This is a genomic window from Candidatus Parcubacteria bacterium, assembly GCA_021414235.1.
Taxonomy (GTDB): Bacteria; Patescibacteriota; Minisyncoccia; order Phycocordibacterales; family JAKFXT01; genus JAIOOV01.
In genome coordinates this window covers 275,590-289,921 of record JAIOOV010000004.1, presented here as the reverse complement: position 1 = coordinate 289,921, position 14,332 = coordinate 275,590, and the positions used below count along the sequence as shown (strand labels likewise).

The 14,332-nt window shown below is 56.1% G+C and carries 18 protein-coding genes and 1 tRNA gene; 4 read left to right on the top strand and 15 right to left on the bottom strand.

Annotated elements, in window-relative coordinates:
• Position 1: 1 nt before the first annotated feature.
• The 3 genes from K8Q93_02510 to K8Q93_02500 are packed head-to-tail and all read right to left on the bottom strand — an operon-like array spanning position 2 to position 1,737.
• Positions 2 to 1,093: a DUF2914 domain-containing protein gene (locus tag K8Q93_02510; protein MCE9644084.1), complete on the bottom strand. Its 1,092-nt coding sequence runs from the start codon at positions 1,091 to 1,093 to the stop codon at positions 2 to 4.
• Between the two features lie 23 nt (positions 1,094 to 1,116).
• A complete protein-coding gene (locus tag K8Q93_02505; protein ID MCE9644083.1) occupies positions 1,117 to 1,503 on the bottom strand; it encodes a metallopeptidase family protein in 387 nt (128 codons plus the stop codon).
• 15 nt (positions 1,504 to 1,518) lie between these two features.
• On the bottom strand, positions 1,519 to 1,737 hold the full coding sequence (locus tag K8Q93_02500) for a hypothetical protein (GenBank protein ID MCE9644082.1): 219 nt from the start codon (positions 1,735 to 1,737) through the stop codon (positions 1,519 to 1,521).
• Between the two features lie 84 nt (positions 1,738 to 1,821).
• Between K8Q93_02500 and K8Q93_02495 the strand changes: the two genes are divergently transcribed.
• Positions 1,822 to 2,949 carry a C39 family peptidase gene (locus K8Q93_02495; GenBank protein ID MCE9644081.1) on the top strand — a complete coding sequence of 376 codons (1,128 nt, stop codon included), beginning with the start codon at positions 1,822 to 1,824 and terminating at the stop codon, positions 2,947 to 2,949.
• Between the two features lie 4 nt (positions 2,950 to 2,953).
• Positions 2,954 to 3,463, top strand: coding sequence for a GNAT family N-acetyltransferase (locus tag K8Q93_02490; protein MCE9644080.1), 510 nt, complete (start codon positions 2,954 to 2,956; stop codon positions 3,461 to 3,463).
• 4 nt (positions 3,464 to 3,467) lie between these two features.
• Here K8Q93_02490 and K8Q93_02485 read toward each other — a convergent pair whose 3' ends face one another.
• From K8Q93_02485 to K8Q93_02475, 3 genes are read right to left on the bottom strand one after another with little or no spacing between them, the layout of a single operon-like run.
• Positions 3,468 to 4,724, bottom strand: a complete 1,257-nt coding sequence (locus tag K8Q93_02485) for an NAD(P)/FAD-dependent oxidoreductase (protein ID MCE9644079.1) — start codon at positions 4,722 to 4,724, stop codon at positions 3,468 to 3,470.
• Positions 4,725 to 4,757: 33 nt separating this feature from the next.
• Positions 4,758 to 5,126, bottom strand: coding sequence for a DUF1428 domain-containing protein (locus K8Q93_02480; GenBank protein ID MCE9644078.1), 369 nt, complete (start codon positions 5,124 to 5,126; stop codon positions 4,758 to 4,760).
• 20 nt (positions 5,127 to 5,146) lie between these two features.
• Complete coding sequence (locus K8Q93_02475; GenBank protein MCE9644077.1) at positions 5,147 to 6,034, bottom strand: VOC family protein; 888 nt, start codon at positions 6,032 to 6,034, stop codon at positions 5,147 to 5,149.
• An 80-nt stretch (positions 6,035 to 6,114) separates the two neighbouring features.
• Between K8Q93_02475 and K8Q93_02470 the strand changes: the two genes are divergently transcribed.
• Positions 6,115 to 7,644, top strand: a complete 1,530-nt coding sequence (locus tag K8Q93_02470; GenBank protein ID MCE9644076.1) for a peptidoglycan-binding protein — start codon at positions 6,115 to 6,117, stop codon at positions 7,642 to 7,644.
• Positions 7,645 to 7,647: 3 nt separating this feature from the next.
• On the opposite strand, the gene K8Q93_02465 is transcribed toward K8Q93_02470, so the two are convergent.
• From K8Q93_02465 to K8Q93_02430, 8 genes are all read right to left on the bottom strand, one after another.
• Positions 7,648 to 8,118 (bottom strand): DoxX family protein, encoded by a 471-nt coding sequence (locus K8Q93_02465; protein ID MCE9644075.1) that lies wholly within the window; start codon positions 8,116 to 8,118, stop codon positions 7,648 to 7,650.
• Positions 8,119 to 8,164: 46 nt separating this feature from the next.
• Positions 8,165 to 8,632, bottom strand: coding sequence for a tryptophan-rich sensory protein (locus K8Q93_02460; protein ID MCE9644074.1), 468 nt, complete (start codon positions 8,630 to 8,632; stop codon positions 8,165 to 8,167).
• A gap of 81 nt (positions 8,633 to 8,713) precedes the next feature.
• Positions 8,714 to 9,571: a hypothetical protein gene (locus K8Q93_02455; protein MCE9644073.1), complete on the bottom strand. Its 858-nt coding sequence runs from the start codon at positions 9,569 to 9,571 to the stop codon at positions 8,714 to 8,716.
• 69 nt (positions 9,572 to 9,640) lie between these two features.
• Positions 9,641 to 10,135: a hypothetical protein gene (locus tag K8Q93_02450; GenBank protein MCE9644072.1), complete on the bottom strand. Its 495-nt coding sequence runs from the start codon at positions 10,133 to 10,135 to the stop codon at positions 9,641 to 9,643.
• A gap of 79 nt (positions 10,136 to 10,214) precedes the next feature.
• Positions 10,215 to 10,285, bottom strand: a tRNA-Gln gene (locus K8Q93_02445).
• 30 nt (positions 10,286 to 10,315) lie between these two features.
• Complete coding sequence (gene dnaX / locus K8Q93_02440; protein ID MCE9644071.1) at positions 10,316 to 11,359, bottom strand: DNA polymerase III subunit gamma/tau; 1,044 nt, start codon at positions 11,357 to 11,359, stop codon at positions 10,316 to 10,318.
• Positions 11,360 to 11,422: 63 nt separating this feature from the next.
• Positions 11,423 to 12,082, bottom strand: coding sequence for a hypothetical protein (locus tag K8Q93_02435; GenBank protein ID MCE9644070.1), 660 nt, complete (start codon positions 12,080 to 12,082; stop codon positions 11,423 to 11,425).
• 58 nt (positions 12,083 to 12,140) lie between these two features.
• On the bottom strand, positions 12,141 to 13,088 hold the full coding sequence (locus tag K8Q93_02430) for a tRNA-dihydrouridine synthase (protein MCE9644069.1): 948 nt from the start codon (positions 13,086 to 13,088) through the stop codon (positions 12,141 to 12,143).
• A gap of 51 nt (positions 13,089 to 13,139) precedes the next feature.
• Here K8Q93_02430 and K8Q93_02425 point away from each other — a divergent pair, with 51 nt between their 5' ends.
• Positions 13,140 to 13,385: a hypothetical protein gene (locus tag K8Q93_02425; protein ID MCE9644068.1), complete on the top strand. Its 246-nt coding sequence runs from the start codon at positions 13,140 to 13,142 to the stop codon at positions 13,383 to 13,385.
• Positions 13,386 to 13,431: 46 nt separating this feature from the next.
• Here K8Q93_02425 and K8Q93_02420 read toward each other — a convergent pair whose 3' ends face one another.
• Entirely contained in the window at positions 13,432 to 14,331 is a 900-nt protein-coding gene (locus K8Q93_02420) for a hypothetical protein (protein MCE9644067.1), read from the bottom strand.
• Position 14,332: the final 1 nt, after the last annotated feature.

Sequence of the window (14,332 nt, the reverse complement as noted above, 5' to 3'; positions counted from 1 at the left end):
ATCAGATGCTCTCAGTAGTTAGCCTCTCAGGCGGCGCTTCCGTCACCGTGAAGGTCGTACGCCCGATGAGCGCACCGCGCGCCGTCTCCACGGAGCAGCGCCACTTACCAGGGCTTAAGCCATATTTCTGACTGTAGCCGCGATACCCGTTATTCCGTCCGCCACTGATGGAGAAGGAGAGTAGGGTCGCAGTCTGCCATTTCCCGACTACTTCATCGTAGCGCTCCCAGCGATGGCTGATAGGAGTAGAGAGGCCGGAGGGCGCGAACACGGAGCTAAAGCAATACGCCGGCTTCCCCGGAACGTAGCCATAGGTGCGGTGCGTGCTGCGGAAGAATTCATACCAGCGCGGCTTCTCATATTCGACTACGTACTCCCCTCCCGTATGCGTGACCGAGTGATAGATACCGATCGCCTGGAGCGAGAGCGGGACCGGCGGGATGATGTTGAGGAAATACAATGCGTTGTACGCCACGAAGACGCTACCGAGGTAAACAGCTAGCTTGCGCTTCATGCCTTCAAAACTCATGGGCGAGAGCTTGTAGAGCAAGAAGAGAAGGCCCGCAAGAAGGGCTACCGACAAGAAACCCGAGAGGAGGAAGACCAGCGTCCCGAGACGTCCAACAAGAATGGGAACCACCAAAGCAAGGTACGCGAGCAAGAGGAAGAACCAGGCAGAGATATTGAAATTGAGACGCGCGTAGCGCTGGCGCAACATCTCATTCCCCAGGATGAAGGCGCCAAGGACGATGAAGAAGAGCAGGCTTCCCTCGAACGTGCCGCTCTGTCCGTAAAGCACCAGGAGTCCGCCAGCCAGGTTACCGAAACAGAACTGGAGCAGGATAAGCGCCAGAACAGGCGGCACTTCTACTCCCCGCCTAGCTGCCAGAGTGAGATAAAGGATGCAGCCTGCGGAGATGAGCAAGTATGCAGTGAGGGTAACGTTCCCAAAAAGCTGGTCGGGGCGTCCCAGGGTGAGCGTGTCGAAGACAAAGCCGAAGAGGAGCGCCCCCACGCCGATGTGCCGCTCATAACGCTCCGCGAGAGCGAGCCACTCTCTCACACGTGGATGGGATTTGAGATATTCGATCATGGCGTAATTGTAGCAAAAGGAAATCAGTTGAATCGCTTCCCCTCTTCTTCTCTCACGGACCCCTCGTCAAAGCCGAAGTAATGTGCGATCTCGTGCCAGAGCGTCTCATAGAGCACTTGCTCGATTGATTTTTGAGAGAACTCCGCCTCTTCCTCGATAGGTAGCTGATAGAGCGTGATGGTATCCGGCAACGTCGGCCCTACCCCGTAGTAGGCGCCGCGCTCCGTATTGGGAATGCCGCGATAGAGTCCGAGGAGCGTACCTCCCTCTTCCAATCCCTCTTCGCGCAGAGTCTCTTCGTCCGGCTCACTCTCTACGAGGAGCGCCACGTTCTTCATTTGTTTCCGGAACTTCTCCGGGATCTTCTCAAAGGCTTCGGCAGCAGCTTCTTCGAATCGCTCTAGGGTCATGACGTTCCTTCCCGCTCATAGGCTCGGGATGACCTGCTGCGTGAAGCGCGCGAAGGTCTTACCATCCGGTGTGCGACACTGTTCTGGATATGACTCCATAATGGGGTAGCCCGCCGCCGCACATTCCTCGAACGTAGTGATCTCCTTGGTAGCACCATCCTTGTAGACAAAGTAGCCTACGATACCGAGAGCAAGTAGCACTATTACCCCAAGAGAGATGGTCTGTGTATTCATAGTATTTAGTCTAGCATTTTGACGCTCCAGGGAAAGAAATCTGACCCACTTACGTCCCCGCTTAGGTAAAGGTAGTATAGGCGCATGCAGGATATGAGCTTCAAACAGATAGCTATCACTCTCAGCGTATTCCTGAGCTTATGCTTCGGTGGCGCTTTCTATTTCCTCGCCCAGGGCAAGGAGCGAGCCCGGTCCGAGCCTACCTTCACCATCGGAGGTACTCCTGCCGCAGAGATGCCAGGATCCGGCAAGCCTGCAACCTCTGGCGGCCCGCTTCCCAAGCAGAAACTCCTTACGAGCGGCTACCATGTCTTCCAGACGTTTAATAACTGCGCCGCAGCAGGTCTCTCCATCGCCCTCTCCTATTACGATATAAATGTCAGCCAGGAGAAGCTCGCAGCAGTACTCCGCCCCAACAACAATCTCCAGGGTATCGACGACGACAAGTCCACACCTCCTCCCGAACTCGCAGCGGAAGCAGAGCGTCGTGGCCTAGTCGCCTATTACCGTGGCGGCGGCGATATCGATACTCTCAAAAGAATCTTAGCTGCTGGCCATCCCGTCCTCATCCGCACCCTCCTCAATTCCACCGAAGATTTCGCACACTATCGCGTCATCCGCGGCTACGATGATGCACGTGGCGTGATCATCCAGGACGATTCATATCAAGGCAAGGACAAGGCGTACACCTACGCCGAATTCAATGCGATTTGGAAACCGTTCAACTACGCGTATGTGGTCATGGCTGATCCCAAGGATAAGGCGAGCTTAGACGCCGCGCTCGGCGAGAGCAAAGATGCAAAAGCATCCTGGCAGAAGGCGATCAAGATTGCCGAGAGCCAACTCGCTACGAATGCCAATGACACCAAGGCCCGCTTCAATCTCGCCACCGCTTACTACTACCTCGGCGACTACGCCCGCTCAGTAGCGGAGTATGAGAAAGTCGAGAGCAAACTCGCCCGCCGCACCATGTGGTACCAGATGGAACCGATCGAGGCCTACTATCATGTCGGCAACTACGCTCGCGTCTTCTCCCTCTCGGACAATATATTGAACGACGGCAACCGGGCCTACAGCGAGCTCTACCTCTTCAAAGGCAAAAGCTACCAAAAGCAAGGTAAGTCTGACCTAGCCCGCGCGGAGTTCGAGAAGGCTCTTCTGTATCACAAGAACCTGCCTGCAGCCAAAGAAGCTCTCGCTTCGCTAGAATAAGATCTTGGAAGACACTCTTACCACAGCTCGCCTGACGCTACGTCACTTCAAAGAAGAGGGCGCTGCCTTTCTCCATCCCATCTTCGCGGACAAAGAAGCGATGCGTTTCTGGTCCACCCCTCCCCACCAGAGCATTGCGGAAACAGAAAAATTCGTACGAAATACGATCAAGACCACAGAAGAAGGACGTGGAGACGACTTCGTCGTCCTCTACCAGAACAGAGTCGTGGGTAAAGCTGGCCTCTGGGACAATCAGGAGATTGGGTTCATCTTCTCCCCCAGCGTCTGGGGCATGGGCATAGCGAGCGAAGCGGTACAAGCGATTCTGAAGCGTGCAGCAGAGAGAGGTATCCCCAAGGTCTTGGCAGACGTAGATCCTCGCAATGAACGTAGCATCCGTCTACTCACCAAGAATGGCTTTGTAGAAACTGGTAGGAAGGAGCGCACTATGCAGGTCGGAGACGAGTGGGTGGATAGTGTCTACTTCGAAGCTAATTTGAATACAAAAGAGTAAGCGTCTACATTCCGACACTACTTCCTGCCACATAACCAGTAGACCAGCAGAGCTGGAGAGAGAAGCCACCAGAAGGCCGGGTGATGTGAAGCAGGTCACCGGTCACAAAAAGATTGGGTACAATCTTCGATCGCATAGTGCGCATGTCTATCTCCTCGAGCGCTACACCGCCATCCGCGATCACCGCCCTATCGAATCCCATGAGTCCTTCGATAGTGAGCGGGAGAGCTTTGAGTAGCCGTACGACTTTCTTACGATCCTCCTTGCTCACCGAGTGAACCTTGGTAGTGATATCCATATGCTCCGCAAGGAGAAGCAGTATCCCCTTTGCTGTTCCCTTGGGCACGAATTCAGAGATGATGTTCTTGAACGTCTTGTTCTTGTTGGCATCAAAGACCGAAATGATGCTCTTCTCGAGCGCTCCCAGGTCGGTATGCGGATATGCGTCAATGGTCGCAGTCACTAGTCCATCGTGGATCAGATCGGCGACCTTGTTCGCGCTATTCAATATCAAAGGACCCGAGAGACCGAAATGAGTGAACAGGATCTTACCTGTCTCAGAAAATGCTTTCTTACCCTCCACGAAAAAGGTGATCTTCATGAAGGAAAGAGAGACACCCGCGAGCGTCTTACTCCACGCCTCCTTCACCGCAAGCGGCACGATGGTAGGCGTCGGTTGAAGCACGGTATGCCCGAGTCCCTTGAGCCAGGAGAGTCCATCTCCCGTTGAGCCAGTCTCCGGATGCGAGACACTGCCAGTGGAGAAGAGATAGTTGTCCGCCTGATAGGTATTCGTACCGCAGACGATACCGGTGATACCTTTCTTGTCCCCCAAGACCTGAGTAACAGGTGAGGCTGTCATAACCCTGACTCCCCCATCACCCGCATACTTCTGAAGCAGTCGCACCACATCCTCTGCTTTCTCGGTCGCAGGGAACGCACGCTTACGCGCCTGTACTACGAGCGGAAGCCCGCGGGACTCGAAGAAATTAAAAGTGTCCTGTACACCGAACTGTGAGAAGAGCGAGTAGAGAAATTGCTCGGCTTTGCCGTAGGCCTTGAGAAGCACACGCTCATCAAGCTCCGCGTTAGTGATATTGCAACGGCCGCCGCCGGAGATACGCAGCTTCTCCCCTACCTTGCGATTCTTCTCCAACAGAAGAACACGTAGGCCGCGCTCAGCCGCCCGCCCCGCAGCCATGAGGCCAGAGGCGCCGCCACCCACTACAATCAGGTCGTATTTGGTTTCAACGGAAGGCATGTTGCAGTACTCTACACCGCCCGCTCCGTAACGCTAAGCGCTCACTTCCACCGTAAAGCCACCGTACGCCATACGCTTCATATCGAACGGCATCTTGAAGTCTTTGTCGTATTTAGTCTCCATTTCCTTCATCACCTTGGCATTCACCTGGTCGCGATGCTTCCTCGAATTGAAGACGATATAGGAGAAGAAGACGGTCTCATCTTCTTTTGCCTTGGTCATCTTAGGGAACGTGAGGCTGACATTCGGAGGAGTGGCGTCGTCCATCATGCACTCTTTATAATCAAGCGCTCCGTGCTTCATCCACGCCCTCGCTCCTTCCTTGGCCATCTTCTTGTAGGCCTCCACGTTCTTCTTCGGCACCACCAGTACGAATCCGTCTACGTATTTTCCTTTGGTCATATTTAATTTTATATATTTAACTATTCTCCTTTCGCAGCACGCTCAAGCTCCGCGATGTCGAACTTCTTCATCTTGAGGAAAGCCTCTGTAACCCGCTTCACCTTCTCTGTGTCCCCGCTCGCGAGCATCTCGTTCATGACCGTGGGGACGATCTGCCAAGACACTCCGAACTTATCCTTGAGCCAGCCACACTGCTCCGACTCAGGCACTGCGGAGAGCGCCACCCAGTAGCGATCGATCTCCTCCTGGGTATCGCAGTGCACGATGAGTGAGAAAGCTTCATTAAAGACGAACTCGTGAGGACCTGAGCTGTCCATCGCCATGAAGCCCTGCCCACAGAGCGTGAAGCGGGCATGCTTGATGTAGCCTTCCTTGTCGCCTTCGCCCGCTGCGTAGGGCACAGACATCTCTATCTTAGAATCCGGGAAGAGTTCCGTGTAGGTCTTAATCGCCTGCTCTGCCTTGCCGGCGAACTCTTTGGTGAACATGAGGAGAGGCGTGATCTTCTGGGAGAGCTGGTGATTCTCGCTCCAGGAGAGCTGCCAGGTGAGTCCATACTTATCCTGCAGCCAGCCGTACTTCTTGGCCCACGGATACGTGTCGTAGGCCATGAGTGCCTTGCCTCCTTCGATGAGTTTGTCCCAGGTTGCCTTGATATCTGCTTCGTTGTCGAAGACGACAAAGAGCGAGATGGAGGGATTGAGCTTGAAGTAGGGACCCGCACTGATTGCCATGAAATCCTCTCCCGCGAGCGTGAAGGAGACGATGTCACAGTCTCCCGAAGGAGTACCGGTAATAGTATTCACGCTATTCACCTTGGAATCCGGAAAGAGAGTAGCGTAGAAGGCGGTGGCCTCCTTGGCTTCTTTGTCGAACCAGAGATGCGGGGTTATTTTTTGAGTACTCATGGGTTAATTATACCCGCGCACACCAACAAAAGAAGAAGCTGACAGAAGGCGGCTCCCGATGCGTCTGATATTATATGAACATGACACGCTCATTCATATTCTCTGTTTCTTTATTTATCCTCGCCAGCTTCGCTTTTGCGCCCATAAGCGCAGAAGCAGCCGTACGCTCCCTCTGGCTCGGCCACTCCGGAGCCGACGTTACCGCGATGCAGAATAAGCTCATCGCTGGAGGATATCTGGCTCAAGGTAAGGCCACCAGCTACTTCGGAGCCCTCACGGAAGCCGCCCTCAAGAAGTTCCAGTGCGAAAAGAAAATAGTCTGCGCAGGCTCACGCACAGCAGGCTATGGCGTCTACGGACCCAAGACCCGCGCAGTACTCGGCGGCGTAGCAGAAGGACCTGCGGATGGCACCCAGAATCCTGGAAACCTCACTGGCAAATCTCTCACTGGCCCCTACACTGGCCCTCTGGAGTTCTCCGGTTGGGTTCCTGATTGGCGCGCTGCCTCCGGCACCAAGGATGTCATCCCTAACCTCAGCAAGCTCTCTTCCATCATGCCCTTCGGCTACAAGGTGTCCGATACGGGCAAGCTCCTCGGCAAGGACAAGTTCTCACAGGATCCCTGGACCGGACTCATCGCTGCCGCCAAGGCCCGGGGCGTCAAAGTAGTACCCACCGTCGTCTGGCTCGAAGGTGGACCTATCCACAACGTACTGAGCAACCAGAGAGCCCGCATCGCACTCGAAGACGAGATCGCTGCGCTAGTGAAAGACAACAACTTCGATGGTATCGACATCGATTTCGAGGCCAAGAAACACGAGACCATCGACTATTTCTCCACCTTCCTCAAAGGACTCGACATGCGCATGGGAGAGAAACTCATCTACTGCACCATCGAGGCGCGCATGCCGCTTGAGAGCCGCTATCTCCCTGGGCAGACCATTCCCCCGGATGCCATGGACTATGCCAATGACTACAATGCGCTCAATCGCTACTGTGACCGCGTAGAGATCATGGCCTACGATCAGGGCACAATCGACAAGCGCCTGAATGCCGCCCGCTCCGCTCCCTATGCTCCTGTCGCCGATCCAGGCTGGGTAGGCGTGCTCGTCCAGCTCGCCGCGCAAAGTATTGCCAAGGACAAGATCATCATCGGCGTGCCCACCTATGGCTATGAATACGAGGTCACTCCCCTCCTCAGCGGCGGCTTCAGCTACAAGAGGCTCTGGGCCTTCAATCCCAACTATGGGAAGCAGATAGCGGCTCAGCTCGGCATCACTCCGATGAGAACGAGCGCCAACGAGATGGGCTTCACTTACGATCCGGCCAAGCTCGCCGCGATCGCTCCGAGCGGAGACAACTCTACAGAGCTCCAGCAGGCACAAACCACGCCCTCGACTTCAGTTGCCCAGAACCTCGGCTCCCAAGTAGACACCACCAAGCCATTCAACTACCTCACCTGGAGTGATGCGACAGCTATCGCCGACAAGGTAGCGCTCGCCCGCGAACTCGGCGTACGAGGTATCGCCGTCTTCAGCCTCGGCGGAGCGCAGGATATAGGTATGTGGACAGCCCTCCAGGATCCCAAGGATCTGGCTTCTTTCCGCTAAAAATTATCCGAGCAATGCGCGCAGTTTCGGGAAACGGGTGCACAGCGACAGGTTCGCGCACCAGCGTTCGAGTCCCCATACTCGTCCAGCCTTCATTGCCGCGAGATATGCGAGAAGCAGAGCATAGATGACGTGCTCGTCTACGATGTAGGCGTGATCCCCTGCGTACGGGAATGAGAGCGACGGGAAGTAGTAGAGAGCCATAAGGAGGATGCCGCCGAAGGAGGCCAAGCGGACGCCGATGCCAAGGATGAGCGCTACCCCGACCAGGGTCAGACTCCATTCGTTCAGCAGGTTCGTCCACGGGAGGATGCCGGGCTGTGCAAACCAGGCATAGAATTCCGGAAATGTCTTCGCGTTATTCAAGAACCCCGCGGCAGACCAGGCGGGATTCATCACTTTTACGATACCGGCATAGAAAAAGAAGCACCCTATCGCGATACGGAGCGTAGCGAGAAGCGATGATGTATTCATGCCGGTAGTATAGCGCAAGGAGGAACCCCGCAGGAACGCCCAGAGTCTAATTCAGCGTCCAGATCGCGTAGTTGAGGTAGGCAGCGAAGGAGACCCAGGCGATGTAGGGTGCAAGGAGCCAGGCGGCAGGAGTGGAGACCCGCGCAAAAGCGATGATCGTCGCCACTATAGCCAACCAGAGGAAGACGATATCGACGAGAGCAGCACCCGGGCTCTGTAGACCGAAGAAGAGTATGGACCAGAGCGTATTGAGCACGAGCTGGAGGAGGAAGATGCCGAGCGCCACTCTCCCCTTCCTTCCCTGCCGCCACACCAGGAACGCGGCGATACCCATGAGGAGGAAGAGCGTCGTCCACACCGGGGCGAATACCCAGTTGGGTGGAGAGAGCTCCGGACGCACGAGAGTGGCGTACCATGTGCCGATTGAGGGCGCAGTGAATAGTGATCCGAGGATGCCCGCACCCTGCGCGAGGGCCACGAATCCCGCAAGCGCGAGCCAGTCTTTTTTATTCATACAACAAGTATACCGCCTGCATCGATATGCCCCTGTGGTTAATTCAATGAGGCTCCTCTGGCTCGGAGGGAGTCATGGACGCTAGAGCATCGCGACCGCCATCCCGATCATCAGGATATTCTCAGCGAGAGTGAGCCAGGTAATAGGGACAGAGAAGAAAGCGCCGAGGCACGCGCACGCCGTATCGTCCTTTTTACGTAATTTCCGATACACCCCGATAGAAGCGATACCAAGAAGGAAGATGGTCCCCACGTTCGCAGCGACCAGGAAAGACCTGGTGAGGTAAAGCACCCCGAGCCCCACCTCGAGCAGCGCATAGAGGTAACCCCATGCGGGGAACCGCATGGCGATAAGATCGTACTTACCGTACGCCCTGGCGAAGCCGCGGATATCCGCGACCTTCAACCCGCCGAACAGGAGGAAGAAGCCCGCCATAAAGTCGATCATCCATCCGTGCCACGCATGGGAATCGCCGAGCGGGAAGTTCCTGACCGTCGCCCATCCGGTGACAAGGGCGAGCGCGAGAACAAGAGGAAGGAATCTCTTTATATCCTTCATACTCACGATCTCTGGAACGAGCGACCCGCTTCCAAACGTCTCTTTTCCATCGAGTACAAACCCCGTCACCTGACCCTGGAAATCCTTCATCGGCTTCACTTCGGGGCAGCTGATGCGCGTATCGAACACGATCGCCTCCGGCGAGAGAGGCGCGTGGAAACCGCAGTGATAGGCGGCCTTCTCTCCCCATGCGATATACGCAGGGACGCCGCGGTAATGGAAAACACCGATCGACACTAGCACGCCGTCAATCAGGCGCTGGTAGGCTTCCTGACGGAGTCCAGGAATAGGAACCCCTTCGTACGAAAAATCTTCAGTGACGCGGTAACGCTCCCACCCCGTAAGATCGAGTTTGCCTTTAAAGAGACTGTCGATCGACATGCACGAAGTATACAAAAGGAAAGAGGCCGGGACGAATCCCGGCCTCCATACCGACGCCGCCACAGATGCTCAGGCGGCGGTCGAAATGATCCGCTGCCTGGATGACACGCGCAGAAGGGCGAACCACGCCTTCTCCACGAGCCAGACGAAAAGCAGCGCAGCAGCGACGATCGTGAGCACGAAGGTCGCGAGAGCGCCCGCGGCCGAGCCGAACAGCAGGCCGACGAGCGGCGTGACGGACGCGCAGAGCGTCTGGTCGCCGAGCATCGTCCAGCCATATGACGGCGAGAGGATGCACAGCAGGAGCGCCTGCATGGTCAGCCCCATGTGGATGATGAAGTGTTCGATCTCGAACATCAGCATCGCCACGAGGCTCATGCTCGCAGGAGCGCCGCCGTGGCTCGTTGCGCTGGCGACGCCAACGCTCGAAAGGAACATCACGCCCACGAGGAGCATGAGAATGCCGAGTCTCTTCATGACGAAACCTCCGTAATCAGTTTGAATGACTAGACTTCCGGCTCGATGAGCCTGAATAAACAGTAGCATCTGAGATACGAAATCCATACCGGGTTATCCATACAAAATACAACCCTTACCGAAGGATCAATATTTGAGAAACGACTCCGAACCTATCTCAACTTTGCTGGGGGATTTGGATTCGAACCAAAATTCATGGCTTCAAAGGCCACGGTCCTGCCGTTAGACGATCCCCCAATATCCTGACTCTGCTAGCCTAGCACAGGCTTACGCCTGTTTCCCCTCCCCTATGACCCTCATCAGCGCGAGCTGTAAGGGTAGCTCAGGCACGGCCACATAGCCCACTTGAGCACTCGCGGAGAGGAACTCAGAGAGTGTCGCCGAAGTAATACGAGAACCCTTCTTCCCTGCTAGCTCCGAGAGCACCTTAAAATCCTCTTCCCCGAAGGTCTGGCGCAACTCTTCTTCAGAAGACTTCACGAAGCGGAGGAAGAGGAGCGCACGCATACGCTCCAAGAGAAGCCTCGTAAATACGGAGAAATCAATGTTCTGGCTCGCGGCAGTACGGATAGCTCCAAGCGCACGGCCGAGATCCGCCTCCTCGATACCAAGAAGCACATCGTTTAAGAGGCTCCCACGCGGAGCACCTGTAACCATCTCCACCTCCTCCTTGCTTATCCTCTTGTCCCCCGAAGCCCCGATCACCTTCTGCAATATCCCGAGCGTATCGCGGAAAGAACCATCACCCATGAGCGCCACCAGTTCCGCAGAAGCAGCTTCGAGCGTAAAGCCTTCCGCCTTGGCTACATGAAGCACCGTATCCTTGAGCACAGAGAGGGGCGGCTTCTTCAGCGTAAATACCTGACAACGGGAGATGACTGTCTCTAGCACCTTGTCGAGCTCGGTGGTGGCGAACATGAAGATCACATGCGCAGGCGGTTCTTCCAGGGTCTTAAGGAGCGCATTCCAGGCCTGCGGCGTGAGCATGTGCGCCTCGTCGATGAGGTACACCTTGTAGGGAGAGCGGAACGGCAGCGTGTGCACGGCCTCGCGGAGCTCGCGCACTTCATCGATACCGCGGTTCGACGCACCGTCTATTTCATAGAAATCCTCAGGGGAAACCCCGAGAGAGCGGGCAAATATACGAGCGATGCTGGTCTTACCCGTGCCGCGGGAGCCGGAGAAGAGATAGGCATGGGCTACCTTATTGTTCTCGGAGGCAGCTTGGAGCGGCTTCACTACATGATCCTGACCGCGGACTTCGGAGAAGTCCTTGGGGCGGTATTTGCGATAGAGGACTTCGTCGGACATGGAGAGAGTATACCAAAAAAGAAGGGCCCAGCCGCGCGAAGCGGCTGGGCCAGAAATAGGGGGTCAGAAGCGGAAAGCCCGGGGATCCTTGTGCCACTCCCGGACGAGTGCCGCCTTCTTCTCGGGGATGAACTCCCTCCGAAGCATCTCGCTGATGAGTTCGGCCAGAGTGACGAGGGAGTACAGGACGATCCCAGCTTTCACCAGGTTCTCCCTCGTCTCGGCAAAGTCATAGCTCAGGATAGAGACGGCCTCCTTGACCACCGCGCCGACATCGGGGCTGCGCAAGTGGGTAGCTGCCCTGGTCAGGCTTCCTGCCGTCGTCACCGCGTCCTCGACGAGGATGATGCTGGAACCGCTGAGGTTGCCAGAGTACAAGACATGAGGACGCCCCTTCCCCGACTCGTCATGCGCGGGACGCACGCAGATATGCTCCTTGCCGAGGGTGTAGCCGATGGTCGGGGCATGGAAGACCCCGCCGGAATACACGCCAGCGATCCTGCGTATGCTGGGATCGATGACCCGGCCGAAGAGAGCGATGATCCCCCGCCAGGCAGCCACGCTCGGAAGCCGCTGCATATCGAAGAAGACCGGAGAGAGGATCCCTGAACTGAGGACCAGGGGTTCAGCAGGAAAACTGATGCACCCCTCCGCATCGAACATGGCTTTGAAGACCGCCGCCTTATCGGCGCCCGACAGGCCTACGCATGAACCGTCATCCATCTACGCCTCCCAATGTTCAGTTCGGGAAAAGTTAACCACACCCGCCGAGCGGAGGCAATCAAGCGTCGCTCTTCAAGAACCTCTCCGTGATCGCCGCCACCTCCGCCGCGTCCTTGGCTTCCATAAGCTCCACCCGCAGCTCCTTGGCCCCGTCGAAGCCGTTCACATACGCCTTGTAGTGCTTCTTCATTATGGAAAAGCTCTTCACTCCCCCGAGCAGATCTTCAAAGGCCTTGGTGTGCTCCACCATCACCCGCAGCTTCTCTTCGAGCGAAGGGATCTTCTCAGCGAAGAGCCACGGATTGCCGAAGATGGCACGACCGAGCATTACTCCATCCGCCCCCGTCTCCGATATCTTCTTCCTGGCATCAGCAAGATCAGTAACGTCTCCGTTACCGAATATAAGGGTCTCCTTGCCCATCGCATCCCTGATCTCTACCGCTCGCTTCACATGCTCCCAACGAGCAGGCACCGCCGACATCTCCTTCCTAGTACGCGCGTGTACCGTGAGCACGGCGATATCCTCTTCAAGAAGCGCGGGCAGCCACTCTTCGAGCTCTACCTTGTTGTAGCCGACGCGGGTCTTCACAGAGATGGGCAGTTTCGTGCCGCGCTTAGCTGCGCGAATGACTTCCTTGGCCTGGGCAGGATTCTTGATCATGGCCGCACCTGCACCCTGCTTCTCTATACTCCTATCCGGACAGCCCATGTTGATATCGATACCATCAAAGCCAAGCTTCTCCGCGAGGGCCGCAGCCTGTTCCATCTTCTCGGGATGCGAGGTGAAGAGCTGAGCGACAATAGGACGCTCAGCTTCCGTATATTTCAGATCATGCAAAAGGATCTCGCGGCCAGGCGAACAGAGCCCATCCGCAGAGACGAACTCCGTCCAGGTGACGTCGGGCTTGCCGTACTTGGCGATGATACGGCGAAAGGCCGTATCCGTGACATCAGCCATAGGCGCGAGCACCATGACGGGCTTCTTAAGTTGTCGCCAGAAAGACATTTGCTAGTTAAAACACGTATGCCATAATCCGTCCAGAAAGGGAGGTGCCTCATGATGAAGGCATTCGGACAAATTCTCCTTAAAACAGAGGAGAGTCCTCGCAGGCGCCACATCGCTCGGGACCTTGCGAATATGGATGCTGGTCCGATCGTCCCAATCTGGGACTACTGGATCAAGGATCCTTTGCAGCGGGCCATGAAGCGATGGCGAAACCGCACGAAGATGAGCTTCCGCGAACGGCTGAAACTCATCGTTCAATCCCTCAGCGAAGAAGCGTCCACCCACAAGAAGAAATAAGCCCCCCGGCACTCGGCGGACCCGCAAGGTCCGCCATTCTTTTTTTTTACTGACGCGTCGTCGTCGCCGTACTCGTCGAAGTCGTAGTAGTCACTACCGGCTTCGCTTTGCTCCTCGGCTTATAAAAAATCTTGTTGGGGGATTGGAGATCTATATAGTCCACCAGGAACTTGCCCGAGGAGTCCTTACCTGCGAAATTACTGCTCTCAATGAGGAGCTTGAGGTTCTGTATCACCTGCGCCAGATCCTGCGAGCGGTTGAACAGTATCTTCCCTCCATTATCAAAATACCCCTCGGTGACTCCGCCCCCGAGGAACGCTACGGAAGATACCGCGAAGCCCTCCCTCTTCAAGGTCTCTAAGAAGAATTGAAACGTCTTGAACTCCTCCGTGGGCAGCACTCCCTTCCCTACCGGATCTCCACCAAGGCCGCCGCCGTAGTAGCGCATGAATACGACACCGGAGAAATCCGGCGCCTTGGCGAATACCTGGCCGTTCTTGTCGAGGAAGAAGCAGCGGCCGCCATCCGCCGAGGAGTAGGCTTCTCCGCACCAGAGTGCGTATGGACGCTTCTCTGCGACGGAAACAGTGATCGCGGTGAGATCGCGCTTCCCTACCTCTACTTTCTCAACCCGTGGGAAAGCCGCCGCGATCGCCGCTTCCACCTCGGCGCGGGGATAGAAAAGGATGTTGCTCTTCGGGATCAGATAGAAATAAGAACCACTGATCTTCTCGCGCACCACTCTCTGCAGATCCTCGGTGCTGATAGCAGAGTTACCTTCGGTATAGGCGCGTACAATGGTGATCCGTTCATTACGCAGGAGGAAGAATGCGCCGAGAAGCACCAAGAGTGAAAGGATGCCGAAGAACCCGATCTTTACGAAAAAAACCTTCCGGCGGCGCTGAGCCAGCCGGGAGGACTGTACGTTGCCCCGGGAAGGAATCATA

Coding starts and splice junctions, on each gene's coding strand:
- K8Q93_02510 (MCE9644084.1), bottom strand. CDS start 1,093: ATGATCGAATATCTCAAATCCCATCCACGTGTGAGAGAGTGGCTCGCT.
- K8Q93_02505 (MCE9644083.1), bottom strand. CDS start 1,503: ATGACCCTAGAGCGATTCGAAGAAGCTGCTGCCGAAGCCTTTGAGAAG.
- K8Q93_02500 (MCE9644082.1), bottom strand. CDS start 1,737: ATGAATACACAGACCATCTCTCTTGGGGTAATAGTGCTACTTGCTCTC.
- K8Q93_02495 (MCE9644081.1), top strand. CDS start 1,822: ATGCAGGATATGAGCTTCAAACAGATAGCTATCACTCTCAGCGTATTC.
- K8Q93_02485 (MCE9644079.1), bottom strand. CDS start 4,724: ATGCCTTCCGTTGAAACCAAATACGACCTGATTGTAGTGGGTGGCGGC.
- K8Q93_02480 (MCE9644078.1), bottom strand. CDS start 5,126: ATGACCAAAGGAAAATACGTAGACGGATTCGTACTGGTGGTGCCGAAG.
- K8Q93_02475 (MCE9644077.1), bottom strand. CDS start 6,034: ATGAGTACTCAAAAAATAACCCCGCATCTCTGGTTCGACAAAGAAGCC.
- K8Q93_02470 (MCE9644076.1), top strand. CDS start 6,115: ATGACACGCTCATTCATATTCTCTGTTTCTTTATTTATCCTCGCCAGC.
- K8Q93_02465 (MCE9644075.1), bottom strand. CDS start 8,118: ATGAATACATCATCGCTTCTCGCTACGCTCCGTATCGCGATAGGGTGC.
- K8Q93_02460 (MCE9644074.1), bottom strand. CDS start 8,632: ATGAATAAAAAAGACTGGCTCGCGCTTGCGGGATTCGTGGCCCTCGCG.
- K8Q93_02455 (MCE9644073.1), bottom strand. CDS start 9,571: ATGTCGATCGACAGTCTCTTTAAAGGCAAACTCGATCTTACGGGGTGG.
- K8Q93_02450 (MCE9644072.1), bottom strand. CDS start 10,135: ATGGATTTCGTATCTCAGATGCTACTGTTTATTCAGGCTCATCGAGCC.
- dnaX (MCE9644071.1), bottom strand. CDS start 11,359: ATGTCCGACGAAGTCCTCTATCGCAAATACCGCCCCAAGGACTTCTCC.
- K8Q93_02435 (MCE9644070.1), bottom strand. CDS start 12,082: ATGGATGACGGTTCATGCGTAGGCCTGTCGGGCGCCGATAAGGCGGCG.
- K8Q93_02430 (MCE9644069.1), bottom strand. CDS start 13,088: ATGTCTTTCTGGCGACAACTTAAGAAGCCCGTCATGGTGCTCGCGCCT.
- K8Q93_02425 (MCE9644068.1), top strand. CDS start 13,140: ATGATGAAGGCATTCGGACAAATTCTCCTTAAAACAGAGGAGAGTCCT.
- K8Q93_02420 (MCE9644067.1), bottom strand. CDS start 14,331: ATGATTCCTTCCCGGGGCAACGTACAGTCCTCCCGGCTGGCTCAGCGC.